This window comes from Algoriphagus faecimaris, from assembly GCF_900101705.1.
Taxonomy (GTDB): Bacteria; Bacteroidota; Bacteroidia; order Cytophagales; family Cyclobacteriaceae; genus Algoriphagus; species Algoriphagus faecimaris.
In genome coordinates this window covers 78,151-97,866 of record NZ_FNAC01000005.1, presented here as the reverse complement: position 1 = coordinate 97,866, position 19,716 = coordinate 78,151, and the positions used below count along the sequence as shown (strand labels likewise).

Below are 19,716 nucleotides of genomic sequence, written 5' to 3'. Positions count from 1 at the left end.
ATACAGGTCTTTTAAATCTGCTGATTTCGGGTCCTGTCAGACCTTAATCTCTACATCTACTCCACTTGGTAACTCGATTTTCATCAAAGCATCCACTGTCTTAGAAGAGTTGGAATAGATATCAACCAATCGCTTATAAGTACACAGCTGATATTGATCTCTCGCCTTCTTGTTTACGTGCGGGGATTTCAACACAGTAAACTTTTCCTTTTTAGTAGGCAAAGGGATGGGACCAACAACAACGGCACCAGTAGCCTTTACAGCTTTCACGATCTTCTCTGATGACTTGTCCACCAGGCTGTGATCGTATGATTTTAATTTTATTCTAATTTTCTGATTCATCGCAAATATTGATTAGTCTTTCTGACCTTTTACGTTGGCAATTACAGCTTCTGCTATGTTGTTTGGTACAGGCTCATAGTGAGAGAATGTCAAAGAAGCAGTCGCTCTACCTGATGAGATGGTTCTCAAGTCAGTGATATAGCCAAACAGTTCTGACAATGGGACAGCCGCTTTGATTACGGAGGAAGTACCTTTGGTATCCATACCTTTCATCAATCCTCTTCTTCTGTTCAAATCACCTGTGATAGGACCGGTATACTCATCAGGAGAAACCACATCCACAGACATAATAGGCTCTAGAAGCTGAGGCTTACACTTCTTAGCAGCTTCCTTGAAGCCAATTCTTGCAGCTAATTCAAATGAAAGCGCATCGGAATCGACATCGTGGAAAGATCCGTGAAACAAACGCACCTTCATGGATTCGATAGGGTATCCTGCCAAAGGACCATTTTTCATAGCCTCAGCAAAACCTTTCTGAATAGAAGGGATAAATTCCTTAGGAATCACACCACCTACAATACCATTTACAAAGTCCAAACCTGGCTTGATCTCACCGGTCTCAGCATCAGCTTCCTTAGGACCCAATTCGAAGACGATATCGGCAAATTTACCTTTACCACCAGTTTGCTTCTTATAAACTTCTTTGTGCTCAACAGATCCGAATAGCGCTTCTTTGTAAGCTACCTGAGGAGCTCCTTGGTTGATTTCAACCTTAAATTCACGCTTCAATCTGTCAATGATGATATCCAAGTGAAGTTCACCCATACCTCTCAAGATAGTCTGACCAGTTTCGTGATCAGTGTTTACTTGTAATGTAGGATCTTCTTCTACTAATTTAGCGATAGCCATACCAAGCTTGTCTACGTCTGCTTGAGTTTTTGGCTCGATAGCATAACCGATAACAGGCTCAGGGAATATCATTGATTCAAGGACAACTTTACGCTTTTCGTCGCATAGAGTATCTCCTGTTTTGATATCTTTAAATCCAACTACTGCTCCAATATCTCCTGCTCTAAGCGAGTCAATCTGATTTTGCTTATTGGCGTGCATTTGGAATACACGAGAGATACGCTCTTTATTACCAGAACGGCTATTGAAAACGTAGGAGCCAGAATCAAGCTTGCCTGAGTAAGCTCTAACAAAACATAGACGACCTACAAACGGATCAGTAGCAATTTTGAAAGCCAAACCTGCAAATGGTTCGTCTTCGTTTGGAGCAATTCTTACATCTTTTTCTTCGTCGTCCAAATCATGAGCGATGATGTCATCCTTGTCCATAGGAGAAGGAAGTAATTCCATCACCAAATCAAGCATAGTCTGAACTCCTTTATTCTTGAATGAAGAACCGCAAACCATAGGAACGATCTTCATGTCAATAGTAGCTGCTCTTAAAGCGGTCAAAATTTCAGCCTCAGTGATTGAATCTGGATCATCAAAAAACTTCTCCATCAAAGACTCATCATAATCAGCTACAGCTTCTAATAGATGCTCTCTATATTCAGCAACTTCTTCCACCATATCTTCAGGAATCGGAACCTCTTCAAAAGTCATCCCCATATCCTCTTCATTCCAGACGATGGCTCTGTTATTGATTAGATCAACAACACCTCTGAATCTGTCTTCAGCACCAATCGGAAGTTGCAATGGAACAGCATAGCTGCCCAACATTTCTTTTACCTGCTTACAAACCTCAAGGAAGTTTGCTCCAGCACGGTCCATTTTGTTCACAAACCCGATACGGGCTACTTTATAGTTATCAGCTAATCGCCAGTTGGTCTCAGACTGTGGCTCAACACCGTCCACAGCACTGAACAGGAAAACCAATCCATCCAACACTCGAAGGGAACGGTTTACCTCTACGGTAAAATCAACGTGTCCCGGAGTATCGATGATGTTGATTTGATATTTTTGATCTCTGTAGTTCCAGAATACCGTCGTAGCAGCAGAGGTAATAGTGATACCTCTCTCCTGCTCTTGAGCCATCCAGTCCATGGTAGCAGCACCATCGTGTACCTCACCAATTTTGTGAGAGACACCAGAGTAAAAAAGAATCCGCTCTGTTGTTGTAGTCTTACCAGCATCAATGTGAGCGGCGATACCGATATTTCTGGTATATTTTAAATCTCTTTTTGCCATCCTAATTAAAATCTAAAGTGTGAGAATGCTTTATTTGCTTCAGCCATTCTGTGGGTATCATCTTTCTTTTTCACAGCAGCACCTTCTCCTTTGGCACCTGCAATGATTTCGCCAGCTAGACGATCCATCATGGTTTTCTCACCTCTTTTACGAGCGTAGTTGATCATCCACTTGATTCCAAGGGCCATCTTTCTTTCAGGTCTGACTTCCATTGGAACTTGGAATGTAGCACCACCAACTCTACGACTCTTCACCTCTACGGATGGAGCAATATTGTTAAGCGCTTTTTTCCAAACTTCAAGACCATTCTCACCTACTTTGGATTCTACCTTTTCTACAGCATCGTAGAAAATCTTGTAAGCAATACTCTTCTTCCCATCTACCATCAAACAGTTCACAAACTTGGTCACCAAGGTATCATTGAACTTAGGGTCAGGAAGAATATATCTCTTCTTTGGTTTCGCTTTTCTCATTTCTTTTTAACGATTAATAATTACTTCTTTTTGGCTGCACCAGCCTTAGGTCTTTTAGCACCGTACTTGGAGCGACCTTGCTTACGGTCTTTTACCCCGGCAGTATCCAATGCACCTCGGATGATGTGATATCTTACACCTGGTAGATCCTTCACACGGCCCCCTCTGATCAATACGATAGAGTGTTCCTGCAAATTATGACCTTCACCTGGAATGTAAGCATTCACTTCTTTTCCATTTGTCAATCTTACCCTGGCCACTTTTCTCATCGCTGAGTTTGGCTTCTTTGGGGTAGTAGTGTACACCCTGGTACAAACCCCTCTACGCTGTGGACAAGCGTCCAAAGCCCTTGATTTAGATTTGGTTTCCAGTGTTGTTCTACCTTTTCTTACTAACTGTTGAATAGTAGGCATTAACTGATAAAATTTAGTTTTCCTGTAAACTGTTAAATTTTGGACTGCAAAGGTATTGAAAGTAATAAGACAAACAAAATTAAGCAGTTATATTTTTCTTAAGCTTCTCCTGGAGTTCCGAATGAAATCGGAAACTGTGGAGCTCCTCCATTTTGGCTTATTTTACCAAAAGCTGCCTCGTATTTTTCAATATTATCTTTCAGGGCAGCAAGCAAGCGCTTGGCATGATCCGGGGTCACAATGATCCTAGACTTCACTTTTGCCTTGGGCACTCCCGGCATCAATCGGATAAAGTCGATCACAAATTCGGAATTGGAGTGAGCGATCATGGCCAAATTAGAATATACCCCTTCTGCTACCTCTTCGGAAAGCTCCACATTAATTTGTTGATCAGGACGGTTTTGGTTTTTATCATCATTCATGGTTTGATTGGATTAAAAAAGGCCTGTACTGCTACAGGCCTTTTATTAGAATTTAGGATTGATTATAAAATCGCTTCACTCGATTTCTTGGAAGACTTCTCCATATTTTCGGAAAGCTTCTCGTATTCTTCCTGAGATCCTACAATTACATTTTGGATTCGACGCTGACCCGTTCCAGCAGGGATCAAGTGACCTACGATCACATTTTCCTTCAAGCCTTTGAGTTCATCACGCTTACCTCTGATAGCCGCCTCAGAAAGTACCTTTGTGGTTTCCTGGAAGGAAGCAGCTGAGATAAAGCTTTCGGTACCCAAAGATGCTGCAGTAATACCTTGCAAAGTAGGCTTGGAAACGGCTGTCTCCGCATCACGAACTTGTACAAGCTTCAGGTCTTTACGCTTCAAGCTGGAGTTTTCATCTCTTAGTCTTCGGGAAGATATAATCATCCCTGGTTTTAAGGTAGAAGAATCACCAGCGTCCATCACCACTTTCTTATCCAGAATATTATCATTCTCCTCACGGAAAGCCCACTTGTCTACTACTTGATTTTGAAGGAATCCAGTATCACCTGCGTCAAGGATTTCTACTTTCTGCATCATTTGAGATACAATTACCTCAATATGCTTATCGTTGATTTTCACCCCTTGAAGTCGGTATACTTCTTGGATTTCATTGACCAAGTATTCCTGAACAGCAGTCGGTCCTTTGATAGACAGAATGTCATTTGGAGTAATGGCTCCATCTGAAAGCGGCTCACCCGCACGGATAAAGTCATTTTCCTGTACCAGGATATGCTTGGAAAGCGATACCATGTATTTCTTGATCACACCGTCTTTAGACTCGATGATAATTTCACGATTTCCTCGCTTGATACCTCCGTAGGTTACTACGCCGTCAATCTCAGAGACTACTGCAGGGTTGGAAGGATTTCTCGCTTCAAATAATTCAGTTACTCTTGGAAGACCACCGGTGATATCTCGAGTTTTACCCACAGATCTTGGGATCTTTACCAACACCTGACCTGATTTGACTTTATCGCCCAAATCAACAGCAAGGTGAGCACCTACCGGAATATTGTAAGACTTCGAGTCTTCACCGTAGTTTACAATAATTGCAGGGTTTTTAGTTCTATCCTTAGTATCGATGATTACTTTTTCACGGAAACCAGTCTGATCATCCGCTACTTCTTTATAAGTAATACCTTCAACAATAGATTCGAAATCTACCTTACCGTCAAACTCGGATAGAATCACAGCATTGTACGGATCCCAAGTACATAGGGAATCTCCTTTGGAGATTTTTTGTCCATCTTTTACATTCAATAACGCTCCGTAAGGTACGTGGTTAGAAACCAACGTCTTTCCAGACTTCGCATCATTGATTTTGATTTCACCAGATCTACCCATCACTACGGTAACTGGCTCTCCGTCTTTATTGGTAGTTTCGATGAGTCTTAATTCTTCATCAAATTCTACTACACCGTCAAACTTGGCATTGATGCTAGCCTCTACAGCCATGTTAGAAGCTGTACCACCTACGTGGAAAGTTCTAAGAGTCAACTGAGTTCCTGGTTCACCAATGGACTGTGCAGCAATGACACCTACAGACTCACCCGCCTGGACCATACGACCGGTAGCTAGGTTTCGTCCATAACACTTGCTACAAACTCCTCTTCTGGTTTCACAAGTCAATACGGATCTGATTTCAACTTCCTCAATTGCTGACTCATCTACCATTTTTGCAATTTCGTCACCGATTTCTACACCGGCAGGGACAATCAACTCATCCGTCAATGGATCGTAAACATCATGCACAGATACTCTGCCCAAAATACGCTCAGAAAGCGGCTCTACGATTTCGTCATTGTCTTTTAATGGCTGTACGATTAGTCCTCTCAAAGTACCACAATCCTCCTCAGTCACAATCATATCTTGCGCCACATCCACCAATCTACGAGTCAAGTAACCCGCATCTGCTGTTTTCAATGCTGTATCCGCAAGACCTTTTCGTGCACCGTGAGTGGAGATAAAGTACTCCAATACGTCAAGCCCCTCTTTAAAGTTAGATAGAATTGGGTTTTCGATGATCTCACCCACAGAACCTTGAAGATTTTTCTGCGGCTTAGCCATCAGACCTCTCATACCACCCAACTGTCGAATCTGCTCTCTCGAACCTCTCGCTCCAGAGTGCATCATCATATAAATTGCATTGAACCCTTGCTTATCCTCTTCCATCTGCTTCATCAGAATATTCGTCAGATGAGAATTAGTACGAGTCCAAATATCAATTACCTGATTGTATCGCTCATTGTCTGTGATCAGACCCATGAGGTAGTTGTTCCAAACAACATCGACTTCTTCCTTAGCTTTTGCTACCAAAGGATCTTTTTGATCTGGAATGATCACATCATTTAATCCCATTGAAAGACCACCTTGATATGCCATCTGGAATCCAAGATGCTTGATATCATCCAAGAACTGAGCAGTACGTGCAATACCACAAACTTTTACCACCTCTGCAATAATTTGCTGAAGCTTTTTCTTGGTCAAAAGTTCATTTACGTAACCTACTTGCTCAGGAACAAACTGATTAAAGATCAAACGACCGGCGACAGTCTCTACAATCTTATCTTCAAATTGGTCTTCTGCTACACGGACCCGTACTTTACATTTGATATTAGCATGCTTGGAAATCTTTCCTTCATTCAAAGCAATAATTACTTCTTCCTGAGAATAGAAAGTCATTCCTTCTCCTGGCACAGGCTCTTCTTCAGTTGCCTTCTTACCCTTGGTCACATAGTATAATCCCAAAACCATATCCTGAGAAGGCACGGTAATCGGTGCTCCGTTGGCTGGGTTTAGAATATTGTGAGAGGAAAGCATCAATGTAGAAGCTTCCAAGATAGCTTCATGTCCCAGAGGAACGTGAACAGCCATCTGGTCACCGTCAAAGTCAGCATTAAATGCTGTACAAACCAATGGATGGAGTTGAATCGCTTTTCCTTCTATCAGTTTTGGCTGGAAAGCCTGAATACCCAATCTGTGAAGCGTAGGAGCGCGGTTGAGAAGGACAGGATGTCCTTTCAATACATTCTCCAAAATATCCCAAACTACGGGATCTTTACGGTCCACAATCTTCTTGGCAGATTTTACTGTCTTCACAATGCCTCTTTCAATCAGTTTTCTGATGATAAAAGGTTTGAATAGCTCAGCCGCCATATTTTTGGGGAGACCACACTCGTGTAGTTTCAGCTCAGGACCTACGACGATCACAGATCGACCGGAATAATCCACACGCTTACCTAATAAGTTTTGACGGAATCGGCCTTGCTTTCCTTTCAACATGTCTGAAAGTGACTTTAGGGCTCGGTTACCATCGGATCTTACCGCATTTACTTTTCTAGAATTATCAAAAAGTGAATCTACAGCTTCCTGCAGCATCCGCTTTTCATTTCTCAAAATCACCTCAGGAGCTTTGATATCAATCAGACGCTTCAATCGGTTGTTTCTGATAATCACTCTTCTGTAGAGATCATTCAAATCAGAAGTCGCAAAACGACCACCATCCAAAGGCACCAATGGTCTCAATTCCGGCGGAATCACGGGAACCATGCGCACGATCATCCATTCAGGACGGTTTTCGATACGGGTTCTCGCATCTCGGAATGCCTCGACCACTTTCAGACGCTTCAATGCTTCAGCTTTTCTCTGCTGAGAAGTATCTGTAGCTGCCTGATGACGGAGAGAATAAGAAAGATCATCCAAATCCAAACGGGCCAAAAGCATTTCTAATGCTTCCGCTCCCATCTTGGCGATAAACTTATTCGGGTCATCGTCATCTAGCATGTGGTTTTCCTTAGGAAGCTTGTCCATGATGTCCAAGTATTCATCTTCCGTCAAGAAATCCAGGTATTGAATTCCTTCTTCTGCTTTGATTCCCGGCTGTACTACCGCATATCGCTCGTAATAAACGATCTGATCCAATTTCTTGGTAGGTAATCCAAGTAGGTAACCAATTTTATTAGGCAATGATTTGAAGTACCAGATATGAGCCACTGGGACTACCAATTCGATATGCCCCATTCGCTCACGTCGAACTTTCTTCTCGGTAACTTCCACGCCACATCTGTCACAGATGATTCCTTTATATCTGATGCGCTTGTATTTACCACAATGACACTCCCAGTCTTTGACTGGACCAAAGATTCGCTCACAGAACAAGCCGCCCATTTCAGGCTTATAAGTTCTGTAATTGATCGTCTCTGGCTGAGTTACTTCTCCATTTGAGCTATCCAGAATAGATTCCGGAGAGGCCAAACTGATCGTAACTCTAGAAAAATCATTGTTGAGTTTTTTATTTTTTCTAAACGACATAGTTTTTTGAAGATATATGAAGGGCGGAGGTCCGCCCTAGTAAGCCAAATTAATCCAAGGTAATTTCTAGAGCCAAGCCTCTTAATTCATGAACCAATACATTGAATGATTCAGGGATATTTGGCTTTGGAAGGTTTTCACCTTTGACGATTGCCTCATAGGCTTTCGCTCTACCGATTACATCATCAGACTTCACAGTCAGGATTTCTTGAAGGACATGCGATGCACCAAATGCTTCTAGTGCCCACACTTCCATCTCTCCGAATCGCTGACCACCAAACTGCGCCTTACCACCCAATGGCTGCTGGGTAATGAGTGAGTATGGACCAATAGAACGCGCGTGCATCTTATCATCTACCAAGTGACCTAGTTTCAGCATATAAGCAATACCCACTGTCACAGGTTGATCAAATTTCGCACCACTCAAACCGTCATAGAGATATGTACGGCCGTAAGGAGGCAGACCTGCAGCGTCCAATTCGGCAGCAACTTCTTCCATAGAAGCCCCATCGAAGATAGGAGTAGCATATTTCTTACCTAACTTCTGACCTGCCCATGCCAATACGGTCTCAAATATCTGTCCGATATTCATTCGGGAAGGTACACCGAGAGGATTCAATACGATATCCATTGGTGTTCCATCCTCCAAGAATGGCATGTCTTCGTCTCTTACGATTCGAGCTACAATACCCTTGTTTCCGTGACGACCGGCCATTTTATCTCCTACCTTGAGCTTTCGCTTTTTGGCAATATACACTTTGGCTAGTTGTACGATACCAGCTGGCAATTCGTCCCCTACCTCAAGTGTAAATCGATCTCTCTTAAATAAGCCACTGATCTCATTTCTGGAGTTGGTGTAGTTTTTAACCAACTTCACGATGAGCTCATTGATATAAGCATCGTCCGTCCAATCATCCAAGATGATATCTGAAATCAAATTCGCTTCTTCGGGAACATTGTAATTTGACTCGTCTCTATAAGGGTTCTTAGCAGGGAATAGGTTGTTTTCAATGTTCTTGAGATTGAATTTCATCCCTTTGCTGATGATCTCATCACCAAATTTATGCTTCACACCCAAAGAAGTCTTTCCATCTAGAATAGTCACCAATTTGTTGATCATTCTAGCTCTGATACCCAAAAGATCCTTGGAATACTTCGCTTTCAGTTTTTCTACTTCGGCTTTTGCCTTAGCTCTATTGTCCTTATCCTTCTTAGGTCTAGAGAATAACTTGGTTTCGATCACCACTCCATTCAAGGAAGGAGAAGCTTTCAAAGAAGCGTCTTTTACGTCTCCAGCTTTATCTCCAAAGATCGCTCTAAGAAGTTTTTCTTCTGGAGTAGGATCAGTTTCACCTTTTGGAGTGATTTTACCGATAATGATATCACCTTCTTTCACTTCTGCACCCACTGCAATCACACCATTCTCATCAAGATGCTTCACTGCATCTTCAGAGACATTCGGTATTTCTGAAGTAAGTTCTTCTTCTCCACGCTTGGTATCCCTCACTTCTAGCTGGAATTCTTCTACGTGGATAGAAGTAAAGATGTCTTCCCGTACTACTCGCTCGGAGATTACGATCGCATCTTCAAAGTTATAACCTTGCCAAGGCATATATGCCACCCGAAGGTTTTTACCAAGGGCAAGCTCTCCATTATTGGTGGAGTAACCTTCTACCAATACCTGACCTTTGGTTATTCTTTGTCCCTTGAGAACAAGAGGAGTCAGATTGATCGTGGTATCTTGGTTTGTTCTTCTGAACTTAATCAGATCGTAGGTTTTGTATTCGTCTGTGAAATTGACTAGAAGCTCATCATCGCTCAAATCGTATTTGATCGTGATTTTCTTAGCATCCACATAGTCTACTACGCCATCAGCTTCGGCAATAATCAGGGACCTAGAGTCTGTCGCCGCTTTACCTTCAAGTCCAGTACCTACGATAGGCGCTTCGGCTTTTAGCAAAGGAACTGCTTGACGCTGCATGTTAGATCCCATCAAAGCTCGGTTGGCATCATCATGCTCCAAGAATGGAATCAATGAGGCAGCTACCGAAACAATCTGGTTCGGAGCCACATCCATATAGCTGATTTCTGCAGGATCCAGCACAGGGAAGTCACCTTCAAATCTGGCTTTCACTTTCTCATTCACAAATACTCCACCTTCATCAAGTGGTGCATTTGCCTGAGCTATATTATGATCATCTTCTTCTTCAGCTGTTAGGAACACGATATCGTCTACCTTCATTCCTACCTTACCAGCTTTTACTTTTCGATATGGAGTTTCCAAGAATCCCATTGAGTTCACTTTTGCATGAACACATAGAGAAGAGATCAAACCGATATTTGGACCTTCAGGGGTTTCGATCGTACAAAGTCTACCGTAGTGAGTGTAGTGAACGTCACGAACTTCAAAACCAGCACGCTCTCTGGAAAGTCCACCTGGCCCTAATGCAGACAGCCTTCTCTTGTGAGTAAGTTCTGCCAATGGGTTGGTTTGATCCATGAACTGAGAAAGCTGATTCGTCCCGAAGAAGGAATTAATCACGGAAGAAAGCGTTCTAGCATTAATCAGATCAACAGGCTTGAAGTCCTCATTGTCTCTGACGTTCATTCGCTCTCTGATGGTTCTAGCCATTCTGGCAAGACCTACACCAAATTGAGAATAAAGCTGCTCTCCTACTGTTCTTACTCTTCTATTGCTCAGGTGGTCAATATCATCAACTACTGCCTTGGAGTTGATCAAACCGATCAAATACTTTACGATATTGATGATATCATCCTTGGTCAGTACGATTTTTTCTGAATCAATATCCAATCCAAGCTTCTTATTGATTCTGTATCTACCGACCTCACCTAGATCATATCTCTTGTCAGAGAAGAAGAGCGAGTGAATAACTTCACGGGCAGTAGCCTCATCAGGTGCTTCAGTATTTCGAAGTTGACGATAAATTACCTCAACCGCCTCTTTTTCAGAGTTAGAATTATCTTTCTGTAGTGTGTTGTAGATAATTGAATAATCGGCCACATTCACATCTTCTCTGTGAAGAATGATGCTTTTAGAGCCTGAATCCAAAATCATCTCAATATCCTCGTCGGTCAAAACAGTGTCCCGCTCTAGCAGCACTTCGTTTCGATCGATAGATACTACCTCACCTGTGTCTTCATCTACGAAATCTTCTACCCATGTTCTTAATACACGAGCAGCAAGTTTTCTACCAGCAGCCTTTTTTAAAGCTGTTTTTGTAGCAGAGACTTCTTCGGATAGGCCAAACAGGTCAAGGATATCTTTATCAGATCCGTAGCCTATAGCTCTCAAAAGCGTAGTCACAGGGAATTTTTTCTTACGATCAATGTATGCATACATGACATTATTAATATCAGTTGCAAATTCGATCCAAGAACCTTTGAAAGGAATGATACGGGCAGAGTACAATTTTGTACCGTTGGTGTGCTTGCTTTGCGCGAAAAATACACCTGGAGAACGGTGAAGCTGTGATACAATCACACGTTCGGCGCCATTTATTACAAAAGAGCCCTTCTCTGTCATGTAAGGAAGATTCCCCAAGAACACTTCTTGCTCTATGGTTTCAAAATCCTCATTATCCTCATCGTGGCAAAGCAATCTGAGTTTTGCCTTAAGAGGTACAGAATAGGTCAAGCCACGATCAATGCATTCACCAACGCTATATTTGGGAGGGTCTACTGCATAATCGATAAATTCCAAAGTGAAATTTTCTCTGGAATCAGAGATAGGAAAATTCTCAGAAAATACTTTGAATAATCCATCTGCCCGGCGTTTTTCTGCAGGTGTATCCAACTGGAAGAAGTCTTTGAAAGACTGGAGTTGAATATCGAGAAAATCCGGATAGTCTTTGACCACCTTAATGGAGGAGAAACTTTTCCTTTCGGTTTGATTCTTGATAGCCAAGGTAGTATATGTTTATAGTGAAATTAAATTAAGGAAAATTACAATTTTCGCTCGAAATAATGCAATTTTTTACCTGCGCATAAACAGGAAAAGACCTGACTTAATTTAGTCAGGTCTAAGGGCTTCACCCAAACCTAAAGGTTCGGATGGGCCAAATTATTTGATCTCTACTTCAGCTCCAGCTTCTTCAAGAGACTTCTTCAAAGCTTCTGCTTCGTCTTTTGCGATTCCTTCTTTAAGAGCTTTAGGTGCTGAATCAACCAATTCTTTTGCTTCCTTAAGTCCAAGACCAGTCAATTCCTTAACAAGCTTAACTACTGCAAGCTTCTGACCACCGGCTGCTTTAAGAACTACATCAAATGCAGTTTTCTCTTCTTCAGCAGCACCGCCATCGCCACCAGCAGCGGCTGGACCAGCTACTACTGCTGCAGCAGCAGGCTCAATTCCGTACTGATCCTTGAGGATGTCTGTCAATTCTTTAACCTCTTTTACAGTCAAGTTTACCAACTGTTCTGCAAGTTGTGTAAGATCTGCCATTGTATTATAAATTTAGATTTTTCGTTTTTTAAAATTGAATTGAAGTAATGTTATTCGCCTCTTTCCTCTAGGGCTTTCAACACACCTGTAAGGTTGTTTTGACCACTTTGAAGGGCAGAGATAAGGTTCTTTGCAGGAGATTGTAGGAGACCCAAAAGATCGCCAAGCAATTCTTGCTTAGATTTAAGATTAGAAAGCATCTCAAGGTTAGCTTCACCGATAAATATATCGGCATCAATAGAAGCACCTTTAAATACAGGTCTAGTCTCTTTTTTACCTATTTTTTTTCTGAAGTCCAGCAATACTTTTGCCGGTAGGTTACTTGTCTCTTTGGAGAAAATAATTCCAGAGAATCCTTTAAGCGCATTATCAAGTCCAGAGAAATCGGCTTCCAGATTTTCTAATGCTTTCTTGATAAGGGTGTTTTTGTACACTTTGTACTCAACACCTTTCTCATAGCAAGATCTTCTGAAAGCATTCACTTGGGCCACAGAAAATCCGCCGGCATCAGTAATGTAGAAGAAAGGGTTTTCTCTGAATTTCTCGGTAAGACCGTCGATTATTTCTTTCTTTTCGTCTCTAGTCATGATTAAATTCCTTGAATGCTACCCTTGTCTACTGATATGCCAGGAGACATTGTACTGGATAAATGAATACTCCTAAAATATGTACCTTTTGAAGAAGACGGCTTCAATTTGGAAATGGTCAGGATCAATTCCTTTACATTCTCCTCGATTTTCTCAGGAGAGAAAGACACCTTACCTACACTTGCGTGAATGATTCCGAATTTATCAACTTTAAAGTCGATTTTACCTGCTTTTACTTCTTTTACAGCTTTCCCTACTTCAAGGGTTACTGTTCCTGCTTTTGGGTTTGGCATCAAACCTCTCGGTCCTAATACTCTACCCAATCTACCTACTTTCGCCATAACGTTAGGCATGGTGATGATGACATCAATGTCAGTCCATCCGCCTTCGATTTTGGCAATATAGTCGTCCAATCCAACGTAATCTGCACCTGCTTCTTTAGCTTCAGCTTCTTTGTCAGGAGTACAAAGCACCAATACTTTGGTGTCTTTACCTGTACCGTGAGGAAGTGCCACTACACCTCGAACCATTTGATCCGCTTTACGAGGATCAACACCCAAGCGAACGTCAACGTCCACTGAAGCATCGAACTTAGTGTTTGTGATTTCCTTCACGATCGAAGAAGCTGCCTCCAGGGAGTACACTTGGCTTGGGTCGTATTTAGAAAGAGCTTCTTTTTGCTTTTTTGTTAACTTAGCCATAGTTTATTAATTATACTTCCCAAGGGGCTTTTCCAGATACTGTGATTCCCATGCTTCGGGCTGTTCCTGCTATCATTTTCATAGCAGACTCAACCTTGAAGGCATTTAGGTCAGGCATTTTTACCTCCGCGATTTCCTTTACCTGATCCCAGGTAACAGATCCTACCTTCTTACGGTTAGGCTCTGCAGATCCGCCTTTAATCTTTGCAGCCTCTAACAGCATGTTCGCTGCAGGAGGTGTTTTTACTACAAAGTCAAAAGACTTATCCGAGTAGATTGTAATCAAAACAGGGCACGTTTGACCCATTTTATCTTGGGTACGTGCATTGAATTGCTTACAAAACTCCATGATGTTCAGACCCTTGGAACCAAGAGCCGGACCTACTGGAGGCGACGGGTTTGCCTGGCCACCTTTCACTTGCAGTTTTAAATAACCAGTGATTTCCTTAGCCATTGCTTAGTCTTGTTTTTCTACTTGTATAAAGTTTAATTCTACAGGAGTATTTCGACCGAAGATCTTGACCATAACATTCAATTTCTTCTTGTCATCAAATACTTCCTCAATTGTCCCGGTAAACCCACTGAAAGGTCCGTCCATTACTTTTACGGACTCTCCAACTATAAATGGTGTATCCAACTTCTCGGCAAACTCATCAATCTCCTCAACCTTTCCTAAGATACGGTTGACTTCAGATTGTCGTAATGGCTCAGGGGTTTTGGAAGCTCCCCCTTGGTTTGATCCAAGAAATCCGATAACTCCCGGAATGCTTGTTATTACGTGATTGGCTTCTCCATTAGTGAGATCTGCGTTGACTAAAACATAGCCCGGAAAGAAGTTTCTCTCTCGAACTCGCTTTTTGCCATTTCGCATTTCATATACCTTCTCAGAAGGAATGAGGACTTCAGGAATAAATTCATCCAAAGTCTGTCTGGCAATTTCATTTTCCAGATAAGTCTTGGTCTTCTTTTCCTGTCCAGCTACGACTCTGAGTACGTACCACTTATGTTCAGCCATTATGTAATGTCAGTTCAATTAAAATAAATCATAAAACCATGTCATGATGTTTTCGAAGCCTAGATCGACCGCACCAATAAACAGTGCAAAAATCAAAGAAGCTACTAACACCAATACTGCGGAATTTTGAAGAAATGAGTACTTAGGCCAAGTGACCTTATTTTTCATTTCGTCGTATGACTCGAGGACAAAGTTTTTAAGATTCATAATGTCTACTTACTAGCACGGGCAGAGAGATTCGAACTCCCATCAACGGTTTTGGAGACCGCTATTCTGCCATTGAACTATGCCCGTGTGAATGAACGCTCCGCTAATGGGAACGCAAAATTAGAGAATACTGCCTAAAGAAACAAATGCGATCCCAAAAAATAATTCAGGATCGCATTGTCAATTAAAATTCAGTGTGAATTAGTCAAGAATTTCAGTAACCTGACCTGCACCTACAGTTCGGCCACCTTCACGGATCGCGAAGCGAAGACCTTTCTCAAGTGCTACAGAGTTAAGTAAGTTAACTTCAATAGTCACGTTATCACCAGGCATAACCATTTCAACGTTCTCAGGAAGTTTGATCTCACCAGTTACATCAGTAGTTCTCAAGTAGAACTGCGGTCTGTATTTGTTAAAGAATGGAGTGTGACGTCCACCTTCTTCTTTTGAAAGTACGTAAACTTCAGCTTTGAAGTGAGCGTGAGGAGTTACAGAACCTGGCTTACAAATAATCATACCACGCTTGATCTGAGACTTTTCAATACCTCTTAGCAACAAACCTACGTTGTCACCTGCCTCACCTCTGTCAAGAATCTTACGGAACATCTCAACACCAGTCACTGTAGACTTAAGTCCTTCAGCACCCATACCGATAATGTCAACAGGATCGCCAGAGTTGATTACACCTCTTTCAATTCTACCAGTAGCTACTGTACCACGACCAGTGATCGAGAATACATCTTCTACAGGCATCAAGAAATCTTTGTCGATCAATCGCTCTGGAAGAGGAATGTAAGTATCAACTGCATTCATCAATTCCATTACAGTCTCAACCCACTTTTCTTCACCGTTCAATGCACCAAGTGCAGAACCAGCGATTACAGGAATATTGTCACCGTCGAATTCATAGAAAGAAAGAAGCTCTCTGATTTCCATTTCCACAAGCTCAAGAAGCTCAGGATCGTCAACCATGTCTACTTTATTCATAAATACTACCAATGCAGGTACACCTACTTGACGAGCCAAAAGGATGTGCTCTCTAGTTTGTGGCATTGGTCCGTCAGTTGCAGCTACTACAAGAATAGCTCCGTCCATCTGAGCGGCACCAGTTACCATGTTTTTAACGTAGTCAGCGTGACCAGGACAGTCTACGTGTGCGTAGTGTCTTGCTTCAGTTTGATATTCTACGTGAGAAGTATTGATAGTAATACCTCTCTCTTTTTCTTCCGGAGCGTTATCAATGGAAGAGAAATCTCTTAGTTCGGAAAGACCTTTTTTTGCCAATACGGTAGTAATGGCGGCAGTCAATGTAGTTTTGCCATGGTCTACGTGTCCAATCGTACCGATGTTAACGTGCGGCTTGGAACGGTCGAATGTTGCTTTTGCCATGCGTGAAAATCCTCAGTTTAAGTTTAAAGATATGTTTAGTAATATTTTATAGCCGTTAAGAGCCAACGAGGGGATTTGAACCCCTGACCCCTTCCTTACCAAGGAAGTACTCTACCCCTGAGCTACGTCGGCTTTTACCCGATGCTTTTCAAGAGAAAAGCATTGAGCGGGAGACGAGGCTCGAACCCGCGACCTGCAGCTTGGAAGGCTGCCGCTCTACCAACTGAGCTACTCCCGCTTTTGATCCGGCAAAGCCGAATATTTTTCGCCCTGCAAAACTAGGAAAAAATTTTACAATTCAGGCAATTATTTGTGGGGGAAACAGGATTCGAACCTGTGAAGACATAAGTCAACGGATTTACAGTCCGTCCCAGTTGGCCGCTTTGGTATTCCCCCAACTAGCGAAAAGACATCAAAATTTCTCCTTCTCTCTGTCTTAACGGATGGCAAAATTATAGGCTTTTCTTAAAGTTTCAAAACATGCATTTTATTTTTAAGCATATTTTTTACTTAATCACTTCAATCCTTTCTAAATCAGGTCATTAATTTTCAACTCCAAACGCCTGAAGGAAGTATTGCATGTAGTTTTTGATCTCTTGATTCGACTCTTGACTTACTGCTGCTTTTATTCTATTCAAAATAGCCTCTTCATTCGCAAATCCCAAGAGCCCCTGAAAAGCACCAAGGCGAGCATAAACCTGAGCACTGTTCTCCAACTGAGAAAATAAATATTCTAATGCCTGCTCCTTACCTTCCTCTGGATTTCTCACAAAATATTCGCTGTAATAACCCAAAAAGTAGTAAAGCCCCTCTCCCGACAATCGCTCCGCCTTGGATTGAAACCAGGTTCCTTGACCTTTCACTTCGTTGGTTAGAAAATACTCTGCAAGAGGAACAGCAACTCGATAATTATCCATATCCGAGAAATTCATCATAAATGACTCATCTGTCTCACTATTTGCAGCCTGATTGATTGCCATCAGGGCTGAACTCACTATGAGATAGGAGGAGTCATTGGCATATCTACGAAATGCCTGGAAATATTTATCTGCATCCCAAGCCCCCAAGGCATCTATTGCCCCAGCTCTTACCGAATTCCTTCTATCGGATTCAGCTATTTTTAAAAGTTGCTCTTCCAATTTTTCATCCCCGACAAGCCAATCGCTGTAATTTTGAAGTAGCCTCAAGGCACTCTCTCTCACTGCCCAAAATTCATCCTCCAAAGCTTGCGAGATTATACCTTTAAGTTGATCCTCGGCCTCCCAAGCCGCCAAACTATCCAAGGCTTCATAGCGTGCTACACCAAATTGGGATTCGTTAAACTGACGGACCATAAACTCTGTAGGCAGCTGCTGATTGATTTCCGCCAAAATATTCTTTCCTTCATCAAAGTATAGCTGATCTACGGGCTCCTTGTTTTCCAAGGCAAACTGCTGATAGGCCTTCTGAAGAGTAAAAACCCGAGCCTTTCTCTCATCATTCTGATACCAGCTCACCTCAAAAGGAATTTTATACAATGGTGTAGTCCTCAAATCTTGTTTTTGTCTGACAGAAATCAATAGATTCTCAGGAATTGAATAATCCACCTCTACCTCTAGATTTGGATGCCCTTTGTCCAAAAACCATTGATTGAAAAACCAATTGAGGTCCTCACCAGAGACTTTTTCAAAGGCCAATCGTAAATCATGAACCTCCACGCTAGCAAAGGCATTGGACTCCAGGTAAAGATTGAGTCCGCGGAAAAACAGCTCATCCCCCAAATACTTTCGGAGCTGATGAAGCACCCATCCTCCTTTGGAATAGCTATGGGAGTCAAACATATCTTCTGCAGTCTTATACTGAAAGCGAATCAAATCAACCTGCTTGTTTTCGGACTCCATTAGATAGTTTTCCAGCTCCGTCATGAATTTGAGTTTCGCCTCATCCTCCCCGTACTTGTATTCATGCCAGAGAAATTCACTGTAGTTGGCAAAGGCTTCATTTAGCGTGAGATTTGCCCAAGACTCTGTAGTCACGTAATCCCCAAACCACTGATGAAAAAGCTCATGCGCAATGATATAATCCCACTCCGAATCAATTGCCTCTCGCTCATCCAGTCTCAGCTCCTCCATAAATATGGAAGCAGTGGTGTTTTCCATTGCGCCGGAGACAAAATCTCTAACCACGATTTGATCGTACTTTTGCCAAGGGTAGGCCACCCCCAGCAACTTCTCGAAATACTCAATCATCTCCGGAGTGTGCTGAAACACTTTCTTTGCGCCGGCACTATACCCCCTCTCCACATAATACCCAAGCGGGATTTCCCCATAGCTATCCGATACTTTTTCAAAATCGCCGATGGCCAATGCAACCAAATAAGGCGCATGTGGCAGATCCATCAGCCAAGTATCGATACGAAGCCCATTTTCTACTTTCTCCTGATTGATCAATTTTCCATTACTGACCGAAACCATGGTATCCGGAACCGTCACCTTAATTTGATGAGTAAATCGTTCATTAGGCTGATCTATAGTCGGAAACCATTTTGAATTGTGTGCTGTCTCTCCCTGCGTCCAGATCATCGTGGGCTTGGAAGCTATCGTGTCTAGGGGATCGATGAAATACAATCCCTTGGTATCTGTGATCGCGGCACTTCGTTCGCCGGAGTTTCTCTCTGGAAAAGCGCGGTAGTTTAACCTGAGTTGGACGGTATCACCTACCTGCACCTCACTTGGGAAGTAAAGTTCCAGTTGCCTATCATCATAGCGATAGCCAAGTGAAATCTCCTCGTCTCCGTCGATCAAACTCACCTTTACCCATTCGAAATCCTGGGCATCAAGAACCATGGTTTTTTGACTTTTTGCATAGGGGCTTAGATCCAGCAGCGCCTCACCGAGGACCAATTGATTTTCAAAATCAAAGGACACACTCAAATCCATATGAATCAAATCCATGTACCTGGTAGCGGAGGCACGATAGTTGGCCAATAGGCTCTCCTTTTCCAAAACCCTCAACAGGGAGTCTTCCTTAGCTTTATTTTCCTCTACATTAACATTACTGGTTTCAGCGACAGGAGAAACAGGGAGGCTAGCCTCTTGAGTTTTACAGGCCACCTGAAAAAAAATCACTAGTATTAGCAGAAATCTAAGACTGAATTGCAAAATATTCTTTGGCTTCGTGCTCATTTATTTGATATTTGAAGTAGAATTAAATCCAC

The 19,716-nt window shown here is 42.3% G+C and carries 15 protein-coding genes and 4 tRNA genes; all 19 read right to left on the bottom strand.

The annotated features are described in order from the left end of the window. Positions 1-36 precede the first annotated feature (36 nt). Positions 37-342: a 30S ribosomal protein S10 gene (gene rpsJ / locus BLQ57_RS04015; protein ID WP_024284766.1), complete on the bottom strand. Its 306-nt coding sequence runs from the start codon at positions 340-342 to the stop codon at positions 37-39. Between the two features lie 12 nt (positions 343-354). Further along, on the bottom strand, positions 355-2,478 hold the full coding sequence (gene fusA / locus BLQ57_RS04010; protein WP_087938036.1) for an elongation factor G: 2,124 nt from the start codon (positions 2,476-2,478) through the stop codon (positions 355-357). A gap of 5 nt (positions 2,479-2,483) precedes the next feature. Further along, positions 2,484-2,951: a 30S ribosomal protein S7 gene (gene rpsG, locus BLQ57_RS04005; RefSeq protein ID WP_087938037.1), complete on the bottom strand. Its 468-nt coding sequence runs from the start codon at positions 2,949-2,951 to the stop codon at positions 2,484-2,486. Positions 2,952-2,971: 20 nt separating this feature from the next. Further along, on the bottom strand, positions 2,972-3,364 hold the full coding sequence (gene rpsL / locus BLQ57_RS04000) for a 30S ribosomal protein S12 (protein WP_087938038.1): 393 nt from the start codon (positions 3,362-3,364) through the stop codon (positions 2,972-2,974). Between the two features lie 98 nt (positions 3,365-3,462). Beyond that, on the bottom strand, positions 3,463-3,786 hold the full coding sequence (locus tag BLQ57_RS03995; protein ID WP_087938039.1) for a DUF3467 domain-containing protein: 324 nt from the start codon (positions 3,784-3,786) through the stop codon (positions 3,463-3,465). Positions 3,787-3,848: 62 nt separating this feature from the next. Next, on the bottom strand, positions 3,849-8,159 hold the full coding sequence (gene rpoC / locus BLQ57_RS03990) for a DNA-directed RNA polymerase subunit beta' (RefSeq protein ID WP_087938040.1): 4,311 nt from the start codon (positions 8,157-8,159) through the stop codon (positions 3,849-3,851). A gap of 49 nt (positions 8,160-8,208) precedes the next feature. Further along, positions 8,209-12,084 (bottom strand): DNA-directed RNA polymerase subunit beta, encoded by a 3,876-nt coding sequence (gene rpoB, locus BLQ57_RS03985; protein ID WP_087938041.1) that lies wholly within the window; start codon positions 12,082-12,084, stop codon positions 8,209-8,211. Positions 12,085-12,240: 156 nt separating this feature from the next. Next, positions 12,241-12,621: a 50S ribosomal protein L7/L12 gene (gene rplL, locus BLQ57_RS03980; RefSeq protein WP_087938042.1), complete on the bottom strand. Its 381-nt coding sequence runs from the start codon at positions 12,619-12,621 to the stop codon at positions 12,241-12,243. A gap of 50 nt (positions 12,622-12,671) precedes the next feature. Beyond that, a complete protein-coding gene (gene rplJ, locus BLQ57_RS03975; protein ID WP_087938043.1) occupies positions 12,672-13,208 on the bottom strand; it encodes a 50S ribosomal protein L10 in 537 nt (178 codons plus the stop codon). 2 nt (positions 13,209-13,210) lie between these two features. Further along, positions 13,211-13,909, bottom strand: coding sequence for a 50S ribosomal protein L1 (gene rplA, locus BLQ57_RS03970; RefSeq protein WP_087938044.1), 699 nt, complete (start codon positions 13,907-13,909; stop codon positions 13,211-13,213). A gap of 10 nt (positions 13,910-13,919) precedes the next feature. Next, positions 13,920-14,363, bottom strand: a complete 444-nt coding sequence (gene rplK / locus BLQ57_RS03965) for a 50S ribosomal protein L11 (protein ID WP_087938045.1) — start codon at positions 14,361-14,363, stop codon at positions 13,920-13,922. A gap of 3 nt (positions 14,364-14,366) precedes the next feature. Continuing rightward, entirely contained in the window at positions 14,367-14,924 is a 558-nt protein-coding gene (gene nusG, locus BLQ57_RS03960; RefSeq protein ID WP_087938046.1) for a transcription termination/antitermination protein NusG, read from the bottom strand. A gap of 18 nt (positions 14,925-14,942) precedes the next feature. Continuing rightward, positions 14,943-15,131 carry a preprotein translocase subunit SecE gene (gene secE / locus BLQ57_RS03955; RefSeq protein ID WP_087938047.1) on the bottom strand — a complete coding sequence of 63 codons (189 nt, stop codon included), beginning with the start codon at positions 15,129-15,131 and terminating at the stop codon, positions 14,943-14,945. A gap of 16 nt (positions 15,132-15,147) precedes the next feature. Further along, positions 15,148-15,218: transfer RNA gene (locus tag BLQ57_RS03950), tRNA-Trp, on the bottom strand. A 114-nt stretch (positions 15,219-15,332) separates the two neighbouring features. Further along, entirely contained in the window at positions 15,333-16,520 is a 1,188-nt protein-coding gene (tuf, locus tag BLQ57_RS03945) for an elongation factor Tu (RefSeq protein WP_087938048.1), read from the bottom strand. 60 nt (positions 16,521-16,580) lie between these two features. Further along, a tRNA-Thr gene (locus BLQ57_RS03940) sits at positions 16,581-16,652 on the bottom strand. 33 nt (positions 16,653-16,685) lie between these two features. Next, a tRNA-Gly gene (locus tag BLQ57_RS03935) sits at positions 16,686-16,758 on the bottom strand. A 75-nt stretch (positions 16,759-16,833) separates the two neighbouring features. Next, a tRNA-Tyr gene (locus BLQ57_RS03930) sits at positions 16,834-16,916 on the bottom strand. Positions 16,917-17,062: 146 nt separating this feature from the next. Beyond that, entirely contained in the window at positions 17,063-19,684 is a 2,622-nt protein-coding gene (locus BLQ57_RS03925) for a M1 family aminopeptidase (protein ID WP_087938049.1), read from the bottom strand. Between the last annotated feature and the right edge of the window lie 32 nt (positions 19,685-19,716).

What these genes read in the sequence shown, in the direction of transcription:
- nusG (WP_087938046.1), bottom strand. Translation starts at nt 14,924, where the DNA reads ATGGCTGAACATAAGTGGTACGTACTCAGAGTCGTAGCTGGACAGGAA.
- fusA (WP_087938036.1), bottom strand. Translation starts at nt 2,478, where the DNA reads ATGGCAAAAAGAGATTTAAAATATACCAGAAATATCGGTATCGCCGCT.
- rplK (WP_087938045.1), bottom strand. Translation starts at nt 14,363, where the DNA reads ATGGCTAAGGAAATCACTGGTTATTTAAAACTGCAAGTGAAAGGTGGC.
- rpsG (WP_087938037.1), bottom strand. Translation starts at nt 2,951, where the DNA reads ATGAGAAAAGCGAAACCAAAGAAGAGATATATTCTTCCTGACCCTAAG.
- tuf (WP_087938048.1), bottom strand. Translation starts at nt 16,520, where the DNA reads ATGGCAAAAGCAACATTCGACCGTTCCAAGCCGCACGTTAACATCGGT.
- BLQ57_RS03995 (WP_087938039.1), bottom strand. Translation starts at nt 3,786, where the DNA reads ATGAATGATGATAAAAACCAAAACCGTCCTGATCAACAAATTAATGTG.
- BLQ57_RS03925 (WP_087938049.1), bottom strand. Translation starts at nt 19,684, where the DNA reads ATGAGCACGAAGCCAAAGAATATTTTGCAATTCAGTCTTAGATTTCTG.
- rpoC (WP_087938040.1), bottom strand. Translation starts at nt 8,159, where the DNA reads ATGTCGTTTAGAAAAAATAAAAAACTCAACAATGATTTTTCTAGAGTT.
- rplL (WP_087938042.1), bottom strand. Translation starts at nt 12,621, where the DNA reads ATGGCAGATCTTACACAACTTGCAGAACAGTTGGTAAACTTGACTGTA.
- secE (WP_087938047.1), bottom strand. Translation starts at nt 15,131, where the DNA reads ATGAATCTTAAAAACTTTGTCCTCGAGTCATACGACGAAATGAAAAAT.
- rplA (WP_087938044.1), bottom strand. Translation starts at nt 13,909, where the DNA reads ATGGCTAAGTTAACAAAAAAGCAAAAAGAAGCTCTTTCTAAATACGAC.
- rplJ (WP_087938043.1), bottom strand. Translation starts at nt 13,208, where the DNA reads ATGACTAGAGACGAAAAGAAAGAAATAATCGACGGTCTTACCGAGAAA.
- rpsL (WP_087938038.1), bottom strand. Translation starts at nt 3,364, where the DNA reads ATGCCTACTATTCAACAGTTAGTAAGAAAAGGTAGAACAACACTGGAA.
- rpsJ (WP_024284766.1), bottom strand. Translation starts at nt 342, where the DNA reads ATGAATCAGAAAATTAGAATAAAATTAAAATCATACGATCACAGCCTG.